Origin of the sequence: Clostridium sp. AF34-10BH (assembly GCF_003478095.1) — a bacterium.
Lineage (GTDB): Bacteria > Bacillota > Clostridia > Lachnospirales > Lachnospiraceae > Acetatifactor > Acetatifactor acetigignens.
In genome coordinates, this window is sequence record NZ_QUEC01000037.1 from 3516 (window position 1) to 28016 (window position 24501).

Consider the following 24501-nt stretch of genomic DNA (forward strand, 5'->3'; position numbering starts at 1 on the left):
CGGCGCAGGGAAAAGTACAATGTTTGGTATGCTGACGGATAATTTGCGCCCGGATAAGGGAAGCATAACGGCAGACGGAGAAGATATTTATAAGATGGGAGCGGATTACCGGGCGAAGATCGGGTATATGCCACAGCAGCAGAGTCTTTATGAAGCATTTACTGCAGAAAAGTTCCTTTGGTATATGGCTGCTTTAAAAGGAATGAACAGAAAAGATGCCAGAGAACAGATTGAAAATTTGTTAGAGGTCGTCAATCTGAAAGAGGAACGGTATAAAAAGCTGAAATACTTTTCAGGTGGTATGAAACAGAGAATCCTGCTGGCACAGGCGCTATTAAATGATCCGGAGATATTGATTCTGGATGAACCAACGGCTGGGATGGATCCGGAGGAAAGAATCCGGATACGAAATTTTATCAGTGGCTGTGCAAAGGATAAGATTGTCCTTTTAGCCACACATGTAGTAGCGGATGTGGAAAACATGGCCAGAGAGATACTGCTGATAAAGAATGGGAAGATTGTCCGGAGGGATACTCCGCAGAAATTTTTGGCTGAATTGGAACATAAAGTTTATAATGTGTTGGTTACAGAGAGGGAAGGGGAAGAATACCAGAACAGTGGAGCCAGGATCATAAGTGTTACATTAACAGAAAAAGGACATCGACTGAGGATCATCAGTGCCGATGCCTTGAAAACAGGTAATGTGGAAGAAGTTTATCCCTGCTTGGAAGATGTATATTTATATTGGATAGATAGAGAATGATCTACGGTAGTTGTAAAACAACTGATACATTTCCTTTAAGGAGAAGTTCTAAAATTCAATAGCAGACAGACTTGTCTTAAAACTGCCAGAAAATGGAATGATGCTGCGATAATAAAAATTGTATGAAAATCTAGTACTCAGCGGTCAGTCAGCATGGTAAACTCAAAGATATTTTCAATCTCTTTTTCTGTCAGGTACAGCGCATCCAGATAAGATTGGTGACAACGAAAGACATGGAGAAAATGGAAACGGTTATTGCTGTAACTACTTGAGCAAAAGGAAATTAATACGATTAATGGGAAGTTTCCAAATGCTCAATTGTATTTCTAAAGAAAATCTGTTATATGTTAAGGCATCAAACATATTTGTGGGTTTTGAATTTAGAGGTAACTCAAGTGCAGCTGCATATGCAACTGTTTCTTACGATGGAAGATAAGCTGTAAAAATTGGGGATTAAGTGCATAATAAAGCATTTAATCCCAAGTTATATGAGGGAAATTGTATGTTAATAAAAGTGATTAAGAAGCAAACCATTTTTTTATTAAAACAAAAAGAAGCAAGTCTGACATTTATATTACTTCTAGCGGTAGTGCTGGGGAATTATATAACGAATGTTCTCACATTTAGAGGTACTGATATTTCACAAATGTATCAGCCAATGAAGTTATTAGCGCTCAGCCTGAATAAAGTATATTTTAGTGCAAACATTCAATTATTAATTGTGATGATTTACCCTATCCTGGTTGCTGTACCTGCTGGTTTTTCTTATACTAAAGAACAGCAGACAAAAGAAGAAGTATACATGATTTATCGTTTAGGGAAAAATCGTTATTTACAAAGTAAATTGTGGGCATCTTTTTTTACAACAACAATAGTTTTTACGGTTCCATTTATGCTGGAAATACTAATGAATATGCTATCTTTTCCCATGAATGCAATAAGAGATTTATCAAATTTAAGCATTTACAATACAGATTATGCCACAATGGTTCATAATTACATAGGCAGCGCAATCTATATAGCATCTCCTGGTTTGTATGCAATTCTTACAACACTATTTTTTGGTGTCGTATCAGGAATCCTTGGTACGCTTCCCGTAGCAATCTCATTTGCTTTGACGGTTAAATATCGCACGTTGCTGATCTTACCGACTTTTGTTCTATTGAATGCGACTACATATCTTAATATTCTGGATAGAAATAAGAGTTCATTAAGCTGGTATAAGTATTTGCTTCTTTTTGATGATACCCCTAAAAATATTATCGTTCCACTGATGGGGGTAGGAATTATAATAATAACAATATTCGGTTTTTACCTTTATGGAAGGAATAAGGATAAATGGTAATATGCATCATGAAAAAAGAGTAGTAATTTTAATTGGAATACTTTCCGGAATTTGCATATCGCTTGGTTTTATCAGACCGTTTGACGGAGTAATAACGCTATCAGAACTGGTATTACAATTAAGTGGATCCAGAGGTGAACTCAGCATGAGTTGCAATTTAGTGGAGTTAATTGGATTTATGCTTCGTATGATGCCAAACTATATTATGATATTGGTTTTTGGGAATAAGCTGTATGGTCATTTCTGCACAGCCAGTATCTATGTGTTTAGTCGGTGCCCGAATCGAATGAAATGGTATGGAAAGGAAATGTTACAGTTAATTAATTTCATATGCATATTTGAACTGGTATTTCTAAGCACAACCGCTATTGCTTCTGTATTGCGATATCAGGTGATTTTTAGCGTAGGTGGATTTATTTTATTGGGATGCCATGCTCTGATTTTTATGTTATGGAATTTTACCCTGGTGCTGTTAGTTAATTTACTTGCGATCAATATTGGAAGCAGTGCTGCATTCACATTGGTTATGGTTGTGCAAATGACTTGTACCGCAGCACTCAGTATCATAAATATATTGACGAAAATGCAAATCAAACAAGACATCATATATGTTTTTTTGTGGTTGAATCCAGTAGCACATACCGTTTTAGGATGGCATCGCAGCACATTGTTAGAAGTTGAGTTAGCCAACAGCCGATATTCTTTGAATTTAGTTACTTCGATATTGATTCCGGCTCTATTCTGTATAGTTACTGTATTGATGGGAGGACAATTGATACAGAAGAAGGATTTACTGGCAGAGGACATGGAAATGGAGACAATTTGATATGAAATTAATTGCAAACAATATTCATAAAAAAATAAAGGGTAAGACAATACTCAATGACATCAGTCTGGAAATGGAAACAGGAAATATATATGGATTTTGGGGTAGAAATGGATCTGGAAAAACCATGTTGTTTCGGGCATTATCGGGTCTGATGAAGATTGATTCAGGTAATATTTATTGGAATGATAAAGAACTGCACAAAGACTTTGCTGTTTTACCAAGTCAGGGGATTGTTTTGGAGCATGCCGGCTTGTATCCCAATAAGACAGGAGTGGAAAATTTATTATATCTTGCGCAGTTAAAGGGAGTGATTGGTAAGCGGGAAGTAGAAGAAGCAATACAACGGGTTGGACTTGACCCGGCTGACAAAAGGGTATTTGGTAAATACTCAATGGGAATGAAGCAGAGACTGGTGATTGCACAGGCCATCATGGAGAAGCCAGATGTTATCATGCTGGATGAGCCTACAAACGGACTGGATGAAGCAGGAATAAAGGAAATAAGACAATTAATTGAACAGGAAAAAGAAAGAGGAGCCTTAATTCTTTTAGCCAGTCATAATCAGGAGGATATGAAGATATTGGCAGACCAGGTATATAAAATTGCAGATGGCCGCATTGAAAGAAAGGGGACAGAACTGTGAAATGCAAATGGGGTTCATGCTTTATCTTATTAATTGTTATAGTGATAACTGTATTTGGTATATTTGAAAAAAGAACGTATACTAATATAGCAGAAGATAAGTCATATTTAGATGAGCTTTACGTAGCACAGCTTCCAGAAAATATATGTCTTGAAGAGACAGAGAATTTATCGGTAAATTTACCGCAGGTCCCAGTTATTATACGGGTATCTGTACTGGGAGATGTGGAGCATATAGGAGGAACAAGCAGGCAACTGGTCAAAGTGGAAGATGTTTATAAGGGAACAGAGCCTGCGGTGGGACAAGATATATATCTTACTTGCAGCCGTTGGTCACTTAGTTTATATTCAGAGCCATATTCCATCGAAAGAGGATTTGTTAATATAATGGAAGTGGGAGGGGAATATTTAGTTTTTATCGAAAATCAGGTAGATGGTCTTGGAGAGAAGATTCCTGTATATCAGGTGTATGTGGAAAATGCATTCACACCAATATTTTCATATCAAGAGCATGAAAATAATATTTGTGAAACAGGTGGTGAATCCACATATGTAAAATATAATCAAGTTTGTGAAAATGAATTTTTTGCTACAACCCAGAAAGGAATGGATGCGTTAGTTGGCCTAAAAAAAGAAATGATAGAAAAATATAATGAAAAGTGAAAACTATAGTTTGATGAATCTGGAGAAACTGAATATTCAGGAAGAAATGAACTATAGCTGTGATACCATGCTTCATATCTATCCGACTGCCAATATGGACTATTCCGTATTGACTGACAGAGAAAAGAGCATTCTTGACAAGGTGATTACGAAGTTTAGTGCTTACAGAGCAAAAGATATTGTAGAGTATATGCATAAGGAAAAGGCATATACTGAGACAAGACCGGGAGAAATCATTCTGTTTAGTCTGGCAAAAGAAATAAGAAAATTTTAATTGATTCCCATGTGCATTTGTTCATGGAAATTTTATGCAGCAGTATGATCATTACAGGTTGGGGGATTGTAATATGAAGACAAGCAAAAAATATTGGCAGATGAAAAGTCTGACCGGAGTGATTTTAGTATGTATATTTCTTACAGCCTGCGGCGGAGAAACGCAGGAAGCTGAGAGGAAAAGCAATGTGCAGGAAAATGAAACGGTAAGTACCACTACCATTGAACAAACAGCCGAACAGTCGCAGGAGACAACGCAGGAAGCGGAAGAGTTTGTGCAGACAGATACTATCCTGGAAAATTTGAAGGGGAATAGAGAACCACAGACGATTTTGCAGGAACTGTCTGAACTTCCATTAAGTATAGAAGAGCTGAGGGCTTATCCGGTATATGTGTTAAGTACTCAATTCGAGGAGTGTAGTGGGGTAGAACTGCTGGATGAATTCTATGAGCAGTCCACACAGGGGAATCCGGCACAATTGTTGATGGCAAATTACCTCTATAATGAAAAATGGATCCTTTCTTATATTGAATTTGACGGAAGTACATATTATATGCTTAGGGGTGATGTGGATGCCGGGACTGCAGAGGAAGACTATACGGAAATGTATTTTCGTTCCCTGAATATTATCGAAAAGAAAGATATAGAACCGGACATGGCACTCATCATGATCGTATTTACCAATCAGGAAAATGTATCCGACGAACAGGCGGAGCAGTATGTGAAATGGTCGGAAGAGGGAAAACGGCCTGATGACATAGAAATATATTATTTCTTAAACCTGAGATACGGTCTTATGAGCGGTGATGATGAACTGAAAATATTGGATGAAGTGGAGAGAACAGCAGACAGAATGGCTGTGTACCGGATCGCAAAGGATTTCACAAATACATATTTTCAGGAGGAATACACAGGCGAAGTTGAGATCATGGGCATCAAGGGACTTTCCGGGGTGGATACGGACAGCAAGGGTGACTGCACGGTGGAAGTAGAGTTCCGGCCGGTACAGGAGGATTCGCTATCGTATCTGTTTATGACGTTTGGATATGATGAGATGGGATGGACAATCCGCAGTTACGGACTGGAAAAGTAGGCGGACATAGGATACAAAAATTGTATGAAAATCCTACAAAATTTTGTTGACAAAAGAGTATTGCCTATGTATAATAAGTCAGTGTGTGAATCAACACATCGTAGGAGACTTGTGTTTTCTACGCAACATATTGCATAGGAGTCGCTATGTTAGTAAGTTTATCTGATGTATTAACATCCGAAGGCAAGGTAGAGACTGTTGCCATTCCGCTTGAGATGACAAGCTTTAAGAGCCGCCAGGGAGATTTCTCTATTATGGAGAAGACACCCATTCATCTTACTTTTACCAACATCGGTGTGAACAAGGCAAAAGTAACCGGCACTGCAGAGCTTACCTTTGACACGAAATGTGACAGGTGCCTTACTGAAGTACCTACAGCAATGAAGCTTAAGTTTGACAGAATCGTTTATTCTCCGGAAGCGGAAGTAAGTGAGGAAGAAGATACCGAGCAGAGCTTTATGGATGGATGGCAGCTGGATGTAGAGGCTTTTGTGTACGATGAAATTCTGGTGAATTGGCCGGCAAAGATCTTGTGTAAGGAAGACTGCAAGGGTATTTGCCCTGTATGTGGTCAGAACAGGAATCTGAAGGAATGTGGTTGCGATACTTTCGTACCGGATCCTCGTATGGCAGCAATCCAAGATATCTTCAACGCGAATAAGGAGGTGTAACGATGTCTATTTGTCCTAAGAATAAATCTTCCAAAGGTAGAAGAGATAAGAGAAGAGCAAACTGGAAAATGAGCGCTCCTACATTGGTAAAGTGCAGCAAATGTGGTGCACTGATGATGCCTCACAGAGTTTGCAAGGCTTGCGGTTCTTACAATAAGAAGCAGGTCGTAAGCGTTGATTAATTTATAAATCAATGAAGCGAAATTAAGTGAAAAGAAAAGAGGAGATTCCGGATGGAATCTCCTTTTGCTTTCACAAAAAAATCACTTGCTTTTTATATACGCCTTTAGTATAGTAAGAATGAATCTGCCATCATCAAACTGTTTGGTGCGATCCACGGAGCGGTTTGATGATGAGCGGATAAACATAAACAGGTAAAGGAACGACGAAATGGCAGAATATGTAAATGTTGCTGTAGACGCAATGGGTGGCGATAATGCTCCAGCAGAGATCGTAAAAGGTGCTGTGGAAGCTGTCAATGCGGACAAACGTGTCAAAGTATTCCTGGTAGGCAAAGAGCCTGTGATCCGTGAGGAATTAAAGGCATATACCTATGATGCAGAGCAGCTGGAAGTTGTACATGCTGAAGAAGTCATTGAGACGGCAGAACCTCCGGTCATGGCGATCCGTCGGAAGAAGGATTCCTCCATTGTCAAAGCCATGTATATGGTGAAGAACGGCGAATGCGATGCATTTGTATCTGCGGGAAGTACCGGTGCGGTACTGGTAGGCGGACAGGTGATCGTAGGTCGTATCCGCGGTGTGGAGAGACCTCCTTTAGCGCCTCTGATCCCTACGGAGAAGGGCGTAAGCCTTTTGTTAGACTGTGGAGCCAACGTAGATGCGAGACCTTCCATGTTAGTCCAGTTTGCCAAGATGGGCAGTGTCTATATGGAAAGCGTTATGGGAGTAAAGAATCCGAGAGTCGGTATTGTGAATATCGGCGCCGAGGAGGAGAAGGGCAACGCACTGGTAAAAGAAACCTTCCCGCTTCTTAAGAATTGCCCGGAGATCAATTTCATCGGCAGCGTGGAAGCAAGAGACATTCCGGCAGGTGCGGCAGATGTCATTGTCTGTGAAGCGTTTGTGGGCAATGTGATCTTGAAGATGTATGAGGGTGTAAGCTCCGCACTTCTGCATCAGGTGAAGCAGGGGATGATGTCCACACTTCGCAGTAAAATGGGTGCACTGCTTGTGAAGCCGGCACTCAAGACTACATTAAAGAGTTTTGATACTTCCCAGTACGGTGGCGCTCCGTTACTTGGACTGAACGGTCTGGTAGTGAAGACTCACGGAAGCAGCAAGGCAGTGGAAGTGAAGAATTCTATTTTGCAGTGTATTGCTTTTAAGGAAGAGAAGATCAACGAGAAGATCAAAGAACAGATCAGCCCGGAAGATAAGGCTGCAGAGAATAATTAATCAAGAGAAATATTTTGAGAAAGAAGGAACTGTTATGGAATTTGAAAAGTTGAAGAAAATCATTGCTGAGGTATTAAACGTAGATCCCGATGAGATCACCATGGAGACCACATTCCAGGATGACCTGGGTGCTGATTCCCTCGATGTATACCAGATCATCATGGGCATCGAGGAAGAGTTCGATATCGAGATCCCTGCTGAGACCGCAGAGCAGGTTACTACAGTAGAAGACGCTGTAGAGATGATCAAGAACGCAGTGAACTAGTAAAGCTACGAGCCATGCAAAAATAGAGGGAATGACTCCGGTGAGAGCTTGCTCGCACAAGAGGTCATTCCCCTCTGTTTTTATACGATGTGTTCCGTAAAACGGGACACACTTGACAGCCATTTATGAATAGGCATGGTGAGGGTAATTATGTAGTCCAGTAGGCACGGCTATGGTTAAGAATAAGCGCGCCGTAAGCAGACGTCGGTACCATAGCGTCCCAAGGGACGCATTGCGTGGGTATTTTCCACGCCTATGTACCGTTACGCTCTGCGACATGAGTGCATCGTACTAAAGTACGAGCGTGCCGCGTTTCTTACCATAGCCGGGACTACGGAATATAGTGAGGACAAGAAAATGTTGGATGGTTATACAATGGACGTGCTGGAACAGCGCATCGGCTATTGCTTTCACAACAAAGCATTGCTGAAGCAGGCTCTGACCCACAGCTCCTATACCAATGAACAAAAGATCAACAAGACAGAGAACTATGAGCGCATCGAATTCCTGGGAGATGCTGTACTGGAGCTGGTATCCAGCGACTTCCTGTTTCGGGAACACCCGGATGTTCCCGAGGGCGAGCTGACCAAGATGCGAGCCTCCATGGTGTGCGAGCCTTCCCTGGCATTCTGTGCCAGAGACCTGGAACTGGGACAGTTTATGCTTTTGGGAAAGGGCGAAGAGAATACCGGCGGCAGACGCAGAGACAGCATCACCTCTGACGGTATGGAAGCCATGATTGGTGCCATTTATCTGGACGGTGGCATGCAGCCTGCCAAGGCTTTTATTGACCGCTTCATTCTGTCGGATTTAGAGGACAAGCGTCTCTTCTACGACAGCAAGAGTAATCTCCAGGAACTGATTCAGGGGAAACTCAAAAAAGAGTTCGAGTACCGGCTGTTAGAGGAGAGCGGACCGGAACACGACAAGACTTTCGTGGTAGAGATCGACATGGAGGGAGAATGCCTTGGCCGTGGGCAGGGAAGAACAAAAAAAGCGGCAGAACAGCAGGCAGCTTATGAGGCGCTTCTGCTATTGAGGGATAGAGGATATGTATTTAAAAAGTATTGAGATCCACGGGTTCAAATCATTTGCCAATAAGATCGTATTTCAGTTCCACAACGGAATCACCGGTATCGTAGGACCTAACGGCAGCGGTAAGAGTAACGTTGCGGACGCAGTAAGATGGGTGCTGGGAGAACAACGCATCAAGCAGTTGCGTGGTGCCAGCATGCAGGATGTTATTTTCTCGGGAACAGAGACCAGAAAACCGTTGAGCTACGCCTATGTTGCCATTACTCTGGACAACAGCGATCACCAGCTGGCGATCGACTATGACGAAGTTACAGTGGCGAGACGGATCTACCGTTCCGGAGAAAGTGAATATCTGATCAATGGTACTCCCTGCAGATTAAAGGATGTCAATGAGCTGTTCTATGATACCGGTATCGGTAAGGAGGGCTATTCCATTATCGGACAGGGCCAGATCGACAAGATCTTAAGCGGTAAACCCGAGGAACGGCGTGAACTGTTCGACGAGGCTGCTGGAATCGTGAAATTCAAGCGCAGAAAAGCAGCAGCCCAGACAAAGCTGGAGAACGAAAAACAGAATCTGGTGCGTGTGAATGATATTCTGTCCGAACTGGAAAAGCAGGTAGGCCCTCTGGAGAAGCAATCCGAGGTGGCTAGGGTCTATCTGAGGAAAAAGGAAGAATTAAAGACTCTGGATATCAATGTCTTCTTATTGGAAAATAAGAAACTCAGAGAACAGCTGTCTTCCATGGAAGAAAAATATAATCTGGCCAGCAATGAACTGAACGAGACCAGTGAAAAGTACGAAGGTATCAAGGAAGAATACGAGCGGATCCAGCAGGAGATCGAAAGCCTGGATGCAGCCATTGAAGTCGCCAGAGAGCAACTGACGGATACCGGCCTGATGCGGGGCAAACTGGAAGGTGAGATCAATGTCTTAAAAGAGCAGATCAATTCCGCTCACGGCAGTGAGAACCATCTGAACAATCGTAAGGCAGCCCTGGAAGAAGAAATCGCCGGCAAAGAAAAAGAAAAACAGGATATTTTAACCGATAAAAAGGATACGGATACTCAGGTACAGGAGATCGCAGAGGCGGCAGCCATGGCAAAGGCCGACCTGGAAGCTATCCAGAACAAGATCACCGAACTCAATAATAATATTGAGGCCGGGAAAAATACCATCATCGGCGAGCTGAACCAGCGGGCTACCATCAAGTCCAAGATGGGACGTTTCGATACTATGATGGAGCAGATCAATATCCGCAAGGCAGAGTTGAATTCCAGACTGCTTCGTGCCAAATCCGATGAGGCTGCCAGAGAAGAGACAATCAAGAAGTTGGAAGAGACCTTCGAGACTGTGACCGAAGAACTGCGGCAGATGACAGAACAGGAAGCAGCATCCGAACTGGAGCTGGGCAATATCCGTGAGAATCTCACAGGCTTAGATGCGAAGCTGCGGGAGACACAGAACCGTTTCCATCAGGAGCAGTCCAAACTGGAAGCCCTGACCAATATCACCGAGCGGTATGACGGCTACGGTGGCAGCGTCAAGAAGGTCATGGAGCAGAAGGAAAAAGAAAAAGGTATCATCGGTGTTGTAGCGGATATTATTCAGGTAGAAGCCAAATATGAGACCGCTATCGAGACCGCTCTGGGTGGTAATATTCAGAATATCGTAACGGATAACGAAGAGACCGCCAAGCATATGATCGGATTCTTAAAGCAGAACCGCCTCGGAAGAGCCACATTCCTTCCCCTGACCAGTATTACCAAACCTCAGGAATTCAAAAATCCCGAGGCCCTGAAGGAAAAAGGTGTCATCGGTATGGCGGATGAACTGGTAAATACGGAAAAAGAATACCGCAATGTGGCCAAGGCCATGCTGGGACGTATCGTGGTCGTAGACAACGTGGACAATGCCGTGAAGATCGCAAGAAAATTCGATTACGGCATCCGTATGGTCACATTGGAAGGCGAACTCTTAGTTCCCGGCGGTGCCATCAGCGGTGGTGCATTTAAGAATAACAGTAATCTTCTGGGAAGACGTCGTGAGATGGATGAACTGGAGAAAAAGGTGAAAAAACTCTCCGATGACATCAAGACCTATAACCAGAAGATTGAAGGCGCCAAGAGCAAACGAAATAAGCTGCGTATGGATCTGGAAGCATTGAAGACCGAGATGCAGCGCAAGTCCATTGAGCAGAATACCGCAAGATTAAATATTTCCCAGGCCAGAGAACGTATGGAAGAAGAGGCAGAGAGTGCACAGTCCCTGAAGCTGGAGGAACAGGAGATCGAGACCAAGATCTTCGAGATCCGTTCCAGCAAGGAAACAATCGTACAGGAACTGGCTGCAAGTGAAGAACTGGAGAAAACCACTCAGGAACAGATTCTTGTCTTCCAGAAGGAACTGGAAGGCTGCAGACTGGAAGAGAGTGAAGCTTCCGCCCATGCCGGAGAATGGGAAGTAAAAGTCGAGAAGATGCGTCAGGCTCTGGATTACAAACAGGCCAATGTAGACCGTATAGGCGGCGAACTGGAGCGTGCACAGGCAGAACTGAATGAGATCTTACAGGCACTGACTGAAAACGCACAGGAAGTGGAACGCAAGAAAAACAACATTCTGGAGATTGAGAAGACCATCGCGGCTTCCCATGAGAATCAGGATGCTTCCAAGAAAAAGCTGGACGAGGATATTGCAAAGAAAGAAGAACTGTCTGCAAAGCAGAAAGGCTTCTTCCAGAGCAGAGAAGAAATGTCAGAGCGCATGAATGCTCTGGACAAAGAAGTCTATCGTCTGAGTGAACAGAAGAAAAAGCTGGAAGACAATATCGAAGGCCAGATCAATTACATGTGGGATGAGTATGAGATTACCCTGAGTGATGCGGCAGGCCTTCGCAATGAAGAGATGAATGATCTGCCCGCCATGAAGCGTGAGATCAGCGGTCTGAAAGATGAGATCCGGAAGTTAGGTAATGTCAATGTCAACGCCATTGAGGATTACAGGAATCTGATGGAGCGTTATACCTTTATGAAGACCCAGCATGACGATCTGGTAGAGGCGGAGAAGACCCTGGAAGGCATTATCGAGGAACTGGATACCGCCATGCGCAAACAGTTCACGGAGAAATTTGCGGAGATCAGCAGAGAGTTCGATAAAGTATTCAAAGAACTCTTTGGTGGTGGTAAGGGAACCCTGGAACTGATGGAGGATGAGGATATTCTGGAAGCAGGCATCCGCATCATCGCACAGCCCCCCGGAAAGAAGCTTCAGAACATGATGCAGCTGTCCGGTGGAGAAAAGGCATTGTCCGCTATTTCCCTGTTGTTTGCCATCCAGAACTTAAAGCCCTCTCCGTTCTGTCTGTTGGACGAGATCGAGGCGGCGTTGGATGACTCCAACGTAGGCCGTTTCGCTAAGTATTTACATAAGCTGACCAAGAACACTCAGTTCATTGTCATTACCCACAGACGCGGTACGATGGAACAGGTGGACAGACTGTATGGTATCACCATGCAGGAGAAGGGTGTATCTACTTTAGTCAGTGTTAACCTCATTGATAAAGATCTGGATGATTAGAGTATGAAAAGAACTTCTAATCACTCAGAGCAAAGGCTCTTTCGTGAAGAAGTTCTAAGTTTCATACAAGAAAAACGCAAGCGTTTTTCTGGATAGAATGCTGATTGGAGGAAATCGGATGAGTGAGGAAAAGAAAGGCTTTTTTGCCCGGTTAAAAGAAGGACTGACCAAGACCCGTGACAACATTGTACGGGGAATTGATTCGGTCTTCAGCGGCTTCTCCGCTATTGATGATGATTTCTATGAAGAACTGGAAGAAATCCTCATTATGGGAGATATCGGTGTGAATGCCACCACCGCTATCGTGGAGAGACTGAAACAGCAGGTGAAGGAAAAACATATCAAGGAACCTTCCGAATGCAAACAGCTTCTGATTGAAAGTATCAAGGAGCAGATGCAGGTGGATGAGACTGCCTATGATTTTGAGAAGGAACAGTCCGTGATCATGGTCATCGGTGTCAACGGTGTGGGGAAGACCACTTCCGTCGGCAAGCTGGCCGGTAAATTAAAGGATGAGGGCAGGAAAGTCCTTATTGCCGCAGCGGATACTTTCCGTGCCGCAGCGGGAGACCAGCTGGCAGAGTGGGCATCCCGGGCGGATGTTCCCATGATCGGCGGAAAAGAAGGTGCGGATCCCGCCAGCGTGGTGTTTGATGCCGTGAATGCGGCGAAGGCACGAGGCGTGGATGTGCTTCTTGTAGATACCGCCGGCAGACTGCACAATAAAAAGAACCTGATGGAAGAACTTCGTAAGATGAACCGTATCATCGACAAGGAATTCCCCAATGCCCACAGAGAGAATCTGATCGTGCTGGACGGCACCACGGGACAGAATGCTCTGGTGCAGGCAAGAGAATTCGGTGAGGTGGCGGATCTTACGGGTATCATCCTGACCAAGATGGACGGAACGGCCAAGGGCGGTATCGCTGTGGCCATCCAGTCCGAACTGAAGGTTCCGGTAAAATATATCGGTGTGGGAGAATCCATCGAGGATCTCCAGAAATTCAATTCCGATGAATTTGTAAATGCGTTGTTTGATGTGAATATGGATGACATCGGAGAACTGCATCTGCCGGAGGAAGAAGCTGGAGAGACAGACGCGGAAGAATAATAAACAGGCAGACCAAAGAAAGTGTGACAGAAAGGCATGGGAAGAAAAATGCAGGAAGAAATGTTGACTTTAGAGAAATTTGAAGAAGCAAGTGAGATCGTTAAAAAAGTTACTTTAGAGACCAAACTGGTATACAGTGATTATTTCAGTGCCCAGACCGGCAACCGCGTATACTTAAAGCCCGAGAACTTACAGTTTACCGGAGCTTACAAATTAAGAGGCGCTTATTACAAAATGAGCACTCTGACCGATGAAGAGCGCGCCAAGGGACTGATCACCGCCTCTGCAGGCAACCATGCCCAGGGCGTGGCTTATGCGGCAAAATGCTATGGAAGCAAGGCAACCATCGTAATGCCCACCACGACACCTCTGATCAAGGTAAACCGTACCAGAGGCTATGGAGCAGAGGTAGTACTGCATGGCGATGTCTATGATGAGGCCTGCGCAAAGGCATATGAGCTGGCAGAAGAGCACGGATATACTTTCATCCATCCTTTTGATGATCTGACCGTAGCTACCGGTCAGGGTACCATTGCCATGGAGATTTTCAAAGAGCTTCCGCTGGTAGATTATATTCTGGTTCCTATCGGTGGCGGCGGACTGGCAACCGGTGTTTCCACACTGGCAAAACTGCTGAATCCGAAGATCAAGGTCATCGGCGTAGAGCCCGCAGGAGCTAACTGCATGCAGGTATCCTTAAAGAACGGCAAGGTTACCACATTGCCCAAGGTCAACACCATCGCAGACGGTACCGCGGTAAAGACTCCTGGCAGCAAGATCTTCCCGTACTTACAGAAGAATCTGGACGATGTGATCACCGTAGAGGATGAGGATCTGGTAGTAGCTTTTCTGGATATGGTAGAGAATCACAAGATGATCGTGGAGAATTCCGGTCTGCTGACGGTAGCAGCCTTAAAGCAGTTAAATGTGAAGGATAAGCGTATTGTATCTATCCTGAGTGGCGGTAACATGGATGTCATCACCATGTCCTCTGTAGTACAGCAGGGTCTGATCTTAAGAGACCGTATCTTCACCGTATCCGTACTGCTTCCCGACAAGCCCGGTGAGCTGTGCAGAGTATCCGGTATTATTGCCGGAGTCAACGGTAATGTCATCAAGCTGGAGCACAACCAGTTTGTATCCATCAACCGCAGTGCTGCTGTGGAGCTGCGTATCACACTGGAAGCATTCGGCACCGAGCATAAGAATGAGATCATTGCCGCTCTGGAAAAAGAAGGCTATCAGCCCAAAGTGGTAAGAGCCAATATCTAAGTTTTAAGATTTGAAAAGAAGTGAATGTATCACCGATAAAAGCCGCATATTATAGATATGCGGCTTTTGTATGGAATGGAGAAAAAAGTTATGGCAAAGAAGACAGAAAAAGAACTGGAAATACAGAGACTGGACAAAAAGACACCCTTACAGATGCTCTGGGATTATGTGATGATCACGGTGGCATCCTTTGTCTATGCGGTATCCGTCAGCTTATTTTTGGATCCGAACTCCCTGGCACCCGGTGGAATCACCGGTATCGCTATTATCTTAAATCGTCTGTTCGGCATTGAGACCGGTACCTGGATGCTGCTCATCAATATACCGATCCTGCTGATCGGTATCTGGAAATTCGGACTGCGGTTTATTCTGTCTACAATCTATTGTACGGCAATGACCTCTTTGTTTACGAACCTGCTGACACCGGTGGGAGCAGTGACGGTGGATCCACTTCTGGCCTCCCTGTGTGGCAGTGCCCTGATGGCCGTATCCATGGGATGGGTGTTCAAGGCAGGCTCCACCACCGGCGGCACGGATATCATTATCAAGCTGCTACGGATAAAGTTTCCGTTTCTCAAGACCGGAGCGCTGTTTTTCCTGACGGATGCTGTCATTGTTATCGCTTCAGCATTTGTCTTCCAGAATATTGACAAGGCACTGTATGCCGGTATCGTGGTCATTGTTACCTCTGTAGTGCTAGATGTGGTACTATACGGAAGAGATGAGGCAAAGCTGATCTATATTATCAGCGACCATGCGGAAAAAATCGCAGGGAGACTTTTGGAGGAGCTGGACATTGGTGTAACTTATGTACAGGGCAGTGGTGCCTACAGCGGCAAGGAGAAGAGCGTCATCATGTGTGCCATGAAGAAAAACATTTCTCCCAAGGCGGAAGAGATCGTAAAGGAAGAGGATCCCCTGGCATTTATGATCGTCACCAGTGCCACGGAGATCTTCGGGGAGGGCTATAAGAGCTATTTTAGTGAGAAACTGTGATGCTGAACATAAAATTTAAGTAAAAAACAGCTGAAAGGGCTTACATTTTCAAAGAGAATCATCTATAATAGCGTCGCGCCGGAAGGGCAGACGTTATTTTTCACTGTGGTGCACCCGCAGCGCACGTTTCTAACCGGTGCAAGTCCGGAATCCGCCCGGCAAATCTCTGTTCCGATGTAGTAATCGCATATCAGGCTATGCATGAGGGTAAGACAGCTGCTTAGGTCAAAACTCAGTAGCTACACCGAATCATGCATGGAGATACGGTAGTTGGATTGAGAGAAAGAAACATATAATAGTAAAAATAAGCAGATAGAGAATCGCATGGAAAAATGTGCGATGACACTTATAGGAGTCAGGGAACATGAACGATACAACTTTGACAAAAGAGGAGAAACAGTATAAACGGCTGACTGAGGAACCGGTGGCGCGGCTGATCCTGGAGCTGGGACTGCCCACTACCATCAGTATGCTGATCACGAATCTGTATAATATGGTGGATACCTGGTTCGTAAGCCAGTTAGGCACCAGTGCTACCGGAGCGGTAGGCGTGGTGTTTGGCTTGATGGCAATTATTCAGGCGTTCGGATTCATGTTCGGTCATGGCGCCGGAAGCAATATCAGCCGGTTGTTAGGAGCTCATGAAAAGGAGCGAGCGAAAGCTTTTTCCGCAACGGGATTTTATCTGGCGGTGGGAGCCGGAGTGTTGATCGCAATTATCGGTATTTTGGATCTGAACGGATTGTGCAGATTGCTTGGAAGTACGGAGACCATCCTTCCCTATGCGAGAATCTACGCTTTCTATATTCTGGTGTCGGCACCGGCAATGGCATCCAGCTGTGTGATGAACAATGTACTCCGGTATGAAGGCTATGCCAATCTGGCGATGGTAGGACTGGTCTCCGGCGGTATCTTAAATATGGTGGGAGATGCCATCTTTATGTGGGGCTTAAATCTTGGTATCCGGGGAGCGGCACTTTCCACTATGATCTCTCAGTACATATCCTTCGGAATCCTGTTATTCTTTTTCCTGCGTGGAAAGACACAGAGCAGCCTGGCACCGAAATATTTTACCTGGGAATTTGCCGTGCATAAGAATATTCTTACAGCAGGCTTCCCCAGTATGATGCGGCAGGGACTGAACAGCGTGTCCACCATGGTGTTGAATGCACAGGCAGCTGTCTACGGAGATATTGCCATCGCTGCCATGAGCGTGGTATCCCGTATTTTCAATTTCGTATTCAGTGTGGCCCTGGGTATCGGTCAGGGCTTCCAGCCGGTATCCTCCTTCAATTATGGGGCAAAGAAGTATTCCCGTGTAAGGAAAGCGTTCTGGTTCACCCTGTGCGCCAGCCTGGTGACCATGGCAGTGTTTGCAGGGGTGGTGTATGTGTTCCGCAGAGAGCTGTTGCTGGAATTTCTTACGGATATGGATGCCTATGAGATTGCATTTTATGCGTTGCAGATCCAATGTCTGACGCTACCGTTTATTCCGGTATGTATCTGCGGCAACATGCTGTTTCAGTCCATCGGAAAGGGCGGCAGGGCGACGATCTTAGCCTCCTTCCGAAGTGGCACTATCTATATCCCGGCTCTCCTGATCCTGACAGCCTTCTTCGGACTTCGAGGCATCCAGTGGTCACAGCCGGTGTCCGATATTTTATCTGCGGTTTTGTCATTGCCGGTGGCAGTGGTGTTCTTAAGGGGACTGCCGGAAGATGGTACGTAAGTATAGAGAAGAATGAGATCCCTTCGTCATAAGACGGAGGGATTTTTATGTACAGATGTATCCATACGCAGGAATAAGTATCTGCCTTGATCTGTGAAGCTGTTGACATTAAATAATCCACATGATACAATATATTTAACAATTAGGTTAAATGTTAAACGATTGGATGAAAGGATGTGATTCACTTTTTGGGAATACAGGATACATTGAAAGCGCTGGCAGATCCTATAAGGCGTGAAATACTAAATCTTCTGAAAAACGGTCGATTGTCGGCAGGAGAGATCTGCGAACATTTTCCGGTGACGGGGGCTTCCATATCGAGGCATTTGTCGGTGCTAAAGGAGGCAGATCTGATCCGGGACAAGCGGGAAGGAAAGTTTATTTATTATGAACTGAATGCTTCCGTGCTGGAAGAAATCATGTTATGGATCACAGATTTGAAAGGAGCATCGGATAATGAAGGAAATGATACAGAAAAATAAAGGCAGGCTGATCTGCTCGGCATTTGTTATGTGCGTGGGCATTATATTGGGATATACCTTTGAGAACAGTCTGTGGATAAACGGCACTTTTGCAGTGACTTATGTGGTAATAATGGCAGTAACTTTTTACGACAACAGAAACAGGCAGCAGAGTGACAAGGTCATAAGAATGGTTACGTGGATCGTGCCGGGAATGACATTGCTCTATAACGGTATCGCCAGATGGATTGATATGGGTGTAAAGAAAGAGAATCTGCTCATGGTAATTTTGTATGTCGGAATGGGATTGCTATTTGTTATTGTGGGCAATTATCTGCCCAAGGTGAAACCGAACCGCACCATCGGCATCCGCGTCATATGGACATTGCAGGATGAGGAGAACTGGAATGCCACGCACCGCTTCAGTGGGAAAATATGGGTGGCAGCAGGACTATTGAGCATGATCTGTGGACTGTTCAGTGACAGCATGGCTGCATTATTTCTGTTTATTTTCGCTATCACGGCAGCAGCTTTTGGCAGCATCCTGTATTCTTATCTCTATTATAGAAAGAAGTTGCGCACCGGAAAAGGGCTGGCAGTACACTACAACCATAAAGTGGTTGCGGTCTATGTGTTTATAATGCTCGCGTGTGTGCTATTTACGGTATGGACGTTATATACGGGAAAAATCGAGATCTGTTACGGAGAAAATGAATTTACTGTTCAGGCGGAAGGCTGGCAGGATTACACAGTGAAATATGACGCTATCGAAAGCATTGCTTACGAAGAGAATATGTTCCGGGATACGAATACAATCCGGACGAACGGTTTTGGCAACTTGAAATACTCCATGGGACATTTTCGCGATGAAATCCATGGAGATTACATTCGCTATACCCATAACGACTGTGATATTTATGTAGTCATGGAAGTGGAGGGGAGCACCGTTATTCTAAACGGTGCGGATGATGTGCAGACCTGGGAAATCTACAATAATATCAGAGAACGGATGGAAAAATAATATTTGTAAATATATTTCCCAATTGCTTTTATATTTTTTAAAAATGGTATACACTAAACTTATGTAAGTTAGTAAACGAGGATTTCGGGAAAGGGTGGTTACAGTATGCTGAAACAGTGGATTCCGGCGGTGAAGCCGGAAAAAGAGGAACTGGAAAAACGACTGAATGCGGCGCAGGAGGAGCTTGGTAGACTCCAGATGCAGATCAAGGAGCATAAGCTCCCGGTGCTGGTGCTGATCGAAGGCTGGGGTGCGGCCGGTAAGGGCAGCACTATCGGCGGAATTATTAAAAATATCGATCCCAGATTCTTCAAGGTGGCTTCCATGTCCGCACCGACAGAGGAAGAGAAGCGGAAGCCTTTCCTGTATCGGTACTTTGTAAAAATTCCGGAAGCCGGGAAGTTTGAATTCCTGGATTCCGGCTGGATGGATGAGGTGACGAAGGGAAGACTTCGGGGCGAACTGTCGGATAAGCAGTATGCGGAGCGTATTGAGAGCATAAAGCGTTTCGAACGACAGTTGACGGACAACGGTTATCTGGTGTTGAAGCTCTTTTTCCAGATTGGAAAAAAGGAACAGAAGAAGCGGCTGGAAGAACTGGAAGGCAACAAGGATACCGCATGGCGTGTGGGCGAGAACGACTGGTGGCAGAACAAGCATTATGACAAATGTGAGGAAGTCTACGACAAATACCTCACAGATACGAACGCTTCCGTAGCTCCCTGGTACATCATAGATTCCGGGGACAAAAAGTGGGCGGAATTACAAGTGCTGGAGACATTATGCAGCGGTATCCATGTGGCCATGCAGAATGAGAGCCTTGCTGTGCCTATTTTGCAGAATGTATTCCCACTGGTGAAGATGCCGAGGCTGTCCGAGGTGGAACTGGACAAGGAAATCTCCGAGGAAGAATACAAGCGGGAACTGCGCCATCTGCAGAAGAAGCTGAATGCCCTGCATTACCGCCTTTATCGGAAAAAGATTCCGGTAGTCATCGCCTACGAAGGCTGGGACGCCGCAGGCAAGGGCGGAAATATCAAGCGGATCGCGGGAGCACTGGATCCCAGAGGCTACGAGGTACACCCCATCGCCAGCCCGGAACCCCACGAGAAAGCGAGACATTATCTCTGGCGATTCTGGACGAGACTTCCTAAGACCGGACATATTGCCATTTTCGACCGTACCTGGTACGGACGCGTCATGGTAGAACGGCTGGAAGGCTTCTGTAGTACCAACGATTGGCAGCGGGCTTATAACGAGATCAATGAGTTCGAGAAGGAATTGTCCCAGTGGGGTGCAGTGATCATCAAGTTCTGGGTGCAGATTGACAAGGATACCCAGCTGGAACGCTTCACAGAGCGGCAGAATACTCCGGAGAAGCAGTGGAAGATCACGGACGAAGACTGGCGCAACCGGGATAAATGGGATCAGTACGAAGAAGCTGTGAACGAAATGCTCCGGAAGACCAGCACGGAATATGCTCCCTGGCACATCCTGGAATCCGTAGATAAAAAATATGCCAGGATCAAAGCATTGAAGATTGTCATTGCCGAACTGGAAAAGGCTCTGGGATAGGAAAAGAAAGTAGAGAACGTAAACACCGTCTTGTAAAAAGGCGGTGTTTCTATATGTGATGAAACCGTTGACAATGTAAGATTCATAAAATATAATTATTTCATCGAAACGGTGAAAAGGGGTGAATTGATGAAACAAAATTTATCACAAATACAATATGAGCAACTGGCCAGAGAACAATTTTGCAACCGGCTGAAAGAAATTCCGTTTGTTTCGGATATCGAGGTGTTATTGGAAAAGAAGAATGCACCGTTGGGGGATTTCAAGGCAAAGGTGTATTTGGAGGACAGCGATGAGCCTCTTTTATTTGTGATTGAAGTCAGGTCTAACGGAGAAAAGAGATTCGTTAATCATTTTATGGAAATCGTGATGCGGCAGGATGATAAAACGCATTATATTTTTATGGCACCATATATTTCGGAGCAGTCAGCCAGAGCGATGAAAGAGGAAAAATGCAGTTATATGGATCTGTCCGGAAATTGTTATATCTTAACGAAAAGATTTCTGCTCTATGTCAGTGGACAGGATAACAAGTTCATAACCCACAGGGAAAAGAAAAATTACTTATCCAAATCGTCAAGTGCTGCATCAGCAATTATTCGTACCATGCTGAATGAACCGGAGCGAAAATGGCAGGTGAAAACGCTGGCTCAGGAGAGCAATACGGCATTGGGAACAGTATCTAATGTGAAAAGTTTTTTGCTTGCCAGAGACTGGATAGATAAGAGTACTACGGAATTCCGTTTGCAGAACATTAGGGAACTGTTTTATACATGGGCAAAGGATTATCATCAAAAAGAAGCGAGAAAATTACAGTTTTATTCTTTGGATACGGTTCCGGAGATAGAACAATCAGCCGCTGAATGGAGTAAAACACATGATAATGGAGCTATATTAGGTGGCTTTTCGGCTGCGGCACGATATGCGCCGACAGTACGTTATCAAAAAGCCGAAATATATGTAGAACCTCAATTTGTTCAGGAATTTGTAAAAGATCTGGAATTGCAGCCGGTCAATACCGGAGGAAATGTTGTGATAACGATACCGCATGACGAAACCCCCTGTATGTACGCAAAGCCTGTTCATGATACATTAGTAACTTCTCCGGCACAAACGGTAATTGATCTGCTGGGGGATGCCGGAAGAGGGGAAGAGGCTGCGGAGGCAATCCTGCGCAGAGAATACCCGGAGAGGACAGAGGATGAAAGAAGAACTGAAAAAGGCAACTGACTATTCAGAGGGACAAAAGACAGCCGCATACATGGTACTCGGAGAGATCGTAAATCTTTTGAATGAGTTTTCAGATAATATCAGAATCATAGGAGGATGGGTTCCGACACTTTTATACCCGGCCGGTGACCATATAGGTTCTATTGATGTAGATGTTCTGCTGAATCAACTGGAGATCAAAAAGGCAGAAAGCTATCGGACGATTAAACGGATACTGACACAAAATGGGTATAGAAGACATGAAGAAAAATATTTTACATTTATAAAAACAATAGTTTTAGATGGAGTTTCCTATGACGTAGACGTGGATTTCCTGTCCGGAAAATATGGCGGCGATGGCGGAAATGTAAGTAAACATGTGGATGGTATTAAAACCTTACCGGCTACGGGAGGAAATTTTGCATTTGATTTTCCGCCAACGGATGTGAAAATAGAATATATGCGGGAGGATGGAGCAAAGGACAGTGGACATGTGAAAGTGATTTCTGTGGTGCCTTATCTGGTCATGAAGACAGCAGCACTGGGGAGGGGAAAACCGAAGGATGCGTATGATATATATTACATGGTTGACAAATATGAGGGAGGCGTAAGAACACTTGTTAAGGAATTTATGCCTTATACAGACAGAGAGTTGATCAGAGAAATGTGTCAGAAGCTGGATGAAAAATTTGCTTCGCCACAGCATGCCGGACCAACAGATGTAGTGACATTCATGGGAATAACAGAGGAAGAAGAAAAAGAACAGATCCGACAGGATGTTTACCAGAAGATACACTATTTAACAAATAAATTGAAAACAATGTAAGCAAAATCTTGTGTTGGCAGACAGGTCTGTTATAATGATACATAGTTGTATTTCCCAGATAGTATTTACAGAACGAGAGGAGAAATCATGGGCGAGAACCGTAAGATATATGCAGCATTATTGGGAGCAGGAACCGTTGGAAGCGGTGTGTACAAGCTGGCAGGGATGCAGGAAGAGGATATCTGCCTGAAGACAGGAGCACATCTGGAGATTAAAAAGATTCTGGTGCGCAATCCGGGAAAGGTAAGAGAAGGAATCCCACAGGAGTTGTTCACAGATAGCTGGCAGGAGATTTTAGAAGATCCCGAGATTCAGATCGTCATCGAAGTCATGGGCGGCATCGAACCGGCCAGAACCTATGTGGAAGAAGCCATGAAGGCCGGCAAACAGGTGGTCACCGCCAACAAGGATCTGCTGGCGGAATATGGGGATCCGTTGTTTGAGATCGCCACGGAGAATAAATGCGACTTACAATTCGAGGCGGCAGTGGCAGGAGCCATTCCCATTATCCGGCCTTTGCGTCAGAGCCTGGCGGGAAGTCAATTGACGGAGATCATGGGAATCGTCAACGGTACGACAAACTATATTTTGACCAAAATGTCCGAGGAAGGTATGGGGTATCAAGAAGCTCTGGATATGGCTACGAGACTGGGCTATGCGGAAGCAGATCCCACAGCAGACGTGGAAGGCTATGATGCGGGACGCAAGATCGCCATTATGGCATCCATCGCTTTCAGCTCCCGCGTGACGTTCCCTCAGGTTTATACGGAAGGCATCACGAAGATTACAGCAGAGGATATCCGGTATGCGAAAGAATTCGGCTATGTGATTAAACTGTTGGGTATTACAAAGCTTACAGGTAAAGGAATTGAAGTAAAAGTACATCCCACATTGATCCCGGACAGCCATCCTCTTGCCACGGTCAGAGATTCCTTCAATGCCGTATTTGTTCATGGTCAGGCTTGTGATGATGCCATGTTCATGGGACGGGGCGCCGGACAGATGCCCACTGCCAGTGCGGTATTGGGAGATGTCATCGATGTGATGCGTAATATTATCCATGGAAGTTGCGGCAAGATTGGCAGTGACAGCCACAAGAAACTTCTCGTACTGGATGTGGAGGAGACGAAGAGCCGTTTCTTCCTGCGCCTGCAGGTAGAGAACCGTGCCGGAGCATTGGCCAATATCGCCGGAGTTCTTGGTAACAACGATGTCAGCATCGCCCAGATGGTACAGAAACGCAGCCACGACGGTATTGCCGAGATCGTGGTCATCACCGATCTTGTGACCGAGAGACATTTCAACGACGCCATCCGCATCATGGAAGGCATGTCTGTTGTGAGAGAAATCTCAGGCATAATCCGGGTCTACTAAAGTTTGTAGAATTGAAAGTTAGTGAAACAAATCCACGAACGCCCATGGCGGACGGAATGTCCTTCCTCGATGTAAGGTCTCCCGGTGGGAATTTTCTGACGAAAAGTGAGTAGCGGTTCTAAACCGCACGGGCACGGCTCCAGTTGCCATCCATGGCAACGTCCGCCTGTCGCAAACGTCCTGTTCGCTCCACCCTGTTTTTCTACACTTTTCGAGAAAATATCACCACCTCCCGACAAACATCCTCGGAAGGACATTCCGTCCGCCATGGGCGTTCTGCATTTTGGAAAGTTTTAAAAAAACAGTAGCCCCGGCTGGGTATAAGAATAAGCAGTGCCGTAAGCAGACGTC

At 45.0% G+C, this 24501-nt stretch carries 23 protein-coding genes; all 23 read left to right on the plus strand.

What is annotated here, in order from left to right; genetic code table 11:
• Positions 1 to 763 (plus strand): ATP-binding cassette domain-containing protein (locus DWZ61_RS17495; protein WP_243026452.1); only part of this gene is annotated, 763 nt, incomplete at its 5' end.
• A 502-nt stretch (positions 764 to 1265) separates the two neighbouring features.
• Entirely contained in the window at positions 1266 to 2108 is an 843-nt protein-coding gene (locus DWZ61_RS17500) for a hypothetical protein (RefSeq protein WP_118539881.1), read from the plus strand.
• Between the two features lies 1 nt (position 2109).
• Positions 2110 to 2934: a hypothetical protein gene (locus tag DWZ61_RS17505; RefSeq protein ID WP_118539882.1), complete on the plus strand. Its 825-nt coding sequence runs from the start codon at positions 2110 to 2112 to the stop codon at positions 2932 to 2934.
• A gap of 1 nt (position 2935) precedes the next feature.
• Positions 2936 to 3580: an ATP-binding cassette domain-containing protein gene (locus DWZ61_RS17510; RefSeq protein WP_118539883.1), complete on the plus strand. Its 645-nt coding sequence runs from the start codon at positions 2936 to 2938 to the stop codon at positions 3578 to 3580.
• Positions 3577 to 4242, plus strand: a complete 666-nt coding sequence (locus DWZ61_RS17515) for a hypothetical protein (protein ID WP_118539884.1) — start codon at positions 3577 to 3579, stop codon at positions 4240 to 4242. The genes DWZ61_RS17510 and DWZ61_RS17515 overlap by 4 nt, the downstream gene beginning before the upstream one ends.
• On the plus strand, positions 4232 to 4516 hold the full coding sequence (locus tag DWZ61_RS17520; RefSeq protein WP_118539885.1) for a type II toxin-antitoxin system antitoxin SocA domain-containing protein: 285 nt from the start codon (positions 4232 to 4234) through the stop codon (positions 4514 to 4516). The genes DWZ61_RS17515 and DWZ61_RS17520 overlap by 11 nt, the downstream gene beginning before the upstream one ends.
• A 73-nt stretch (positions 4517 to 4589) precedes the next feature.
• A complete protein-coding gene (locus DWZ61_RS17525; RefSeq protein ID WP_119623657.1) occupies positions 4590 to 5609 on the plus strand; it encodes a hypothetical protein in 1020 nt (339 codons plus the stop codon).
• Positions 5610 to 5755: 146 nt separating this feature from the next.
• Positions 5756 to 6280, plus strand: a complete 525-nt coding sequence (locus tag DWZ61_RS17530) for a DUF177 domain-containing protein (RefSeq protein WP_118505325.1) — start codon at positions 5756 to 5758, stop codon at positions 6278 to 6280.
• 2 nt (positions 6281 to 6282) lie between these two features.
• Complete coding sequence (rpmF, locus tag DWZ61_RS17535; protein ID WP_022154380.1) at positions 6283 to 6462, plus strand: 50S ribosomal protein L32; 180 nt, start codon at positions 6283 to 6285, stop codon at positions 6460 to 6462.
• Between the two features lie 208 nt (positions 6463 to 6670).
• Positions 6671 to 7699, plus strand: coding sequence for a phosphate acyltransferase PlsX (plsX, locus tag DWZ61_RS17540; RefSeq protein WP_118539887.1), 1029 nt, complete (start codon positions 6671 to 6673; stop codon positions 7697 to 7699).
• Positions 7700 to 7733: 34 nt separating this feature from the next.
• Positions 7734 to 7964: an acyl carrier protein gene (acpP, locus tag DWZ61_RS17545; protein WP_022154378.1), complete on the plus strand. Its 231-nt coding sequence runs from the start codon at positions 7734 to 7736 to the stop codon at positions 7962 to 7964.
• Positions 7965 to 8321: 357 nt separating this feature from the next.
• Complete coding sequence (gene rnc, locus DWZ61_RS17550; RefSeq protein WP_022154377.1) at positions 8322 to 9035, plus strand: ribonuclease III; 714 nt, start codon at positions 8322 to 8324, stop codon at positions 9033 to 9035.
• On the plus strand, positions 9016 to 12576 hold the full coding sequence (smc, locus tag DWZ61_RS17555) for a chromosome segregation protein SMC (protein ID WP_118539888.1): 3561 nt from the start codon (positions 9016 to 9018) through the stop codon (positions 12574 to 12576). Before rnc ends, smc begins: the two co-directional genes overlap by 20 nt.
• Positions 12577 to 12694: 118 nt before the next feature.
• The gene (gene ftsY / locus DWZ61_RS17560; protein WP_118539889.1) at positions 12695 to 13687 is read left to right on the plus strand and encodes a signal recognition particle-docking protein FtsY; all 993 of its coding nucleotides are present in this window, start codon (positions 12695 to 12697) and stop codon (positions 13685 to 13687) included.
• A gap of 60 nt (positions 13688 to 13747) precedes the next feature.
• On the plus strand, positions 13748 to 14959 hold the full coding sequence (gene ilvA / locus DWZ61_RS17565; RefSeq protein WP_117569170.1) for a threonine ammonia-lyase: 1212 nt from the start codon (positions 13748 to 13750) through the stop codon (positions 14957 to 14959).
• A 90-nt stretch (positions 14960 to 15049) separates the two neighbouring features.
• Complete coding sequence (locus DWZ61_RS17570) at positions 15050 to 15955, plus strand: YitT family protein (protein ID WP_227733350.1); 906 nt, start codon at positions 15050 to 15052, stop codon at positions 15953 to 15955.
• A gap of 364 nt (positions 15956 to 16319) precedes the next feature.
• On the plus strand, positions 16320 to 17684 hold the full coding sequence (locus DWZ61_RS17575; RefSeq protein WP_118539891.1) for an MATE family efflux transporter: 1365 nt from the start codon (positions 16320 to 16322) through the stop codon (positions 17682 to 17684).
• A gap of 188 nt (positions 17685 to 17872) precedes the next feature.
• Positions 17873 to 18166, plus strand: a complete 294-nt coding sequence (locus DWZ61_RS17580) for an autorepressor SdpR family transcription factor (protein ID WP_022152934.1) — start codon at positions 17873 to 17875, stop codon at positions 18164 to 18166.
• Positions 18141 to 19166 (plus strand): SdpI family protein, encoded by a 1026-nt coding sequence (locus tag DWZ61_RS17585; RefSeq protein ID WP_118539892.1) that lies wholly within the window; start codon positions 18141 to 18143, stop codon positions 19164 to 19166. Before DWZ61_RS17580 ends, DWZ61_RS17585 begins: the two co-directional genes overlap by 26 nt.
• A gap of 105 nt (positions 19167 to 19271) precedes the next feature.
• Positions 19272 to 20741, plus strand: coding sequence for a polyphosphate:AMP phosphotransferase (gene pap, locus DWZ61_RS17590; RefSeq protein ID WP_118539893.1), 1470 nt, complete (start codon positions 19272 to 19274; stop codon positions 20739 to 20741).
• 129 nt (positions 20742 to 20870) lie between these two features.
• Positions 20871 to 21971, plus strand: a complete 1101-nt coding sequence (locus DWZ61_RS17595) for a type IV toxin-antitoxin system AbiEi family antitoxin (RefSeq protein WP_118539894.1) — start codon at positions 20871 to 20873, stop codon at positions 21969 to 21971.
• Complete coding sequence (locus tag DWZ61_RS17600) at positions 21943 to 22776, plus strand: hypothetical protein (RefSeq protein ID WP_118539895.1); 834 nt, start codon at positions 21943 to 21945, stop codon at positions 22774 to 22776. The genes DWZ61_RS17595 and DWZ61_RS17600 overlap by 29 nt, the downstream gene beginning before the upstream one ends.
• 87 nt (positions 22777 to 22863) lie before the next feature.
• Positions 22864 to 24150, plus strand: coding sequence for a homoserine dehydrogenase (locus tag DWZ61_RS17605; RefSeq protein ID WP_118539896.1), 1287 nt, complete (start codon positions 22864 to 22866; stop codon positions 24148 to 24150).
• The last annotated feature ends 351 nt before the right edge of the window (positions 24151 to 24501 follow it).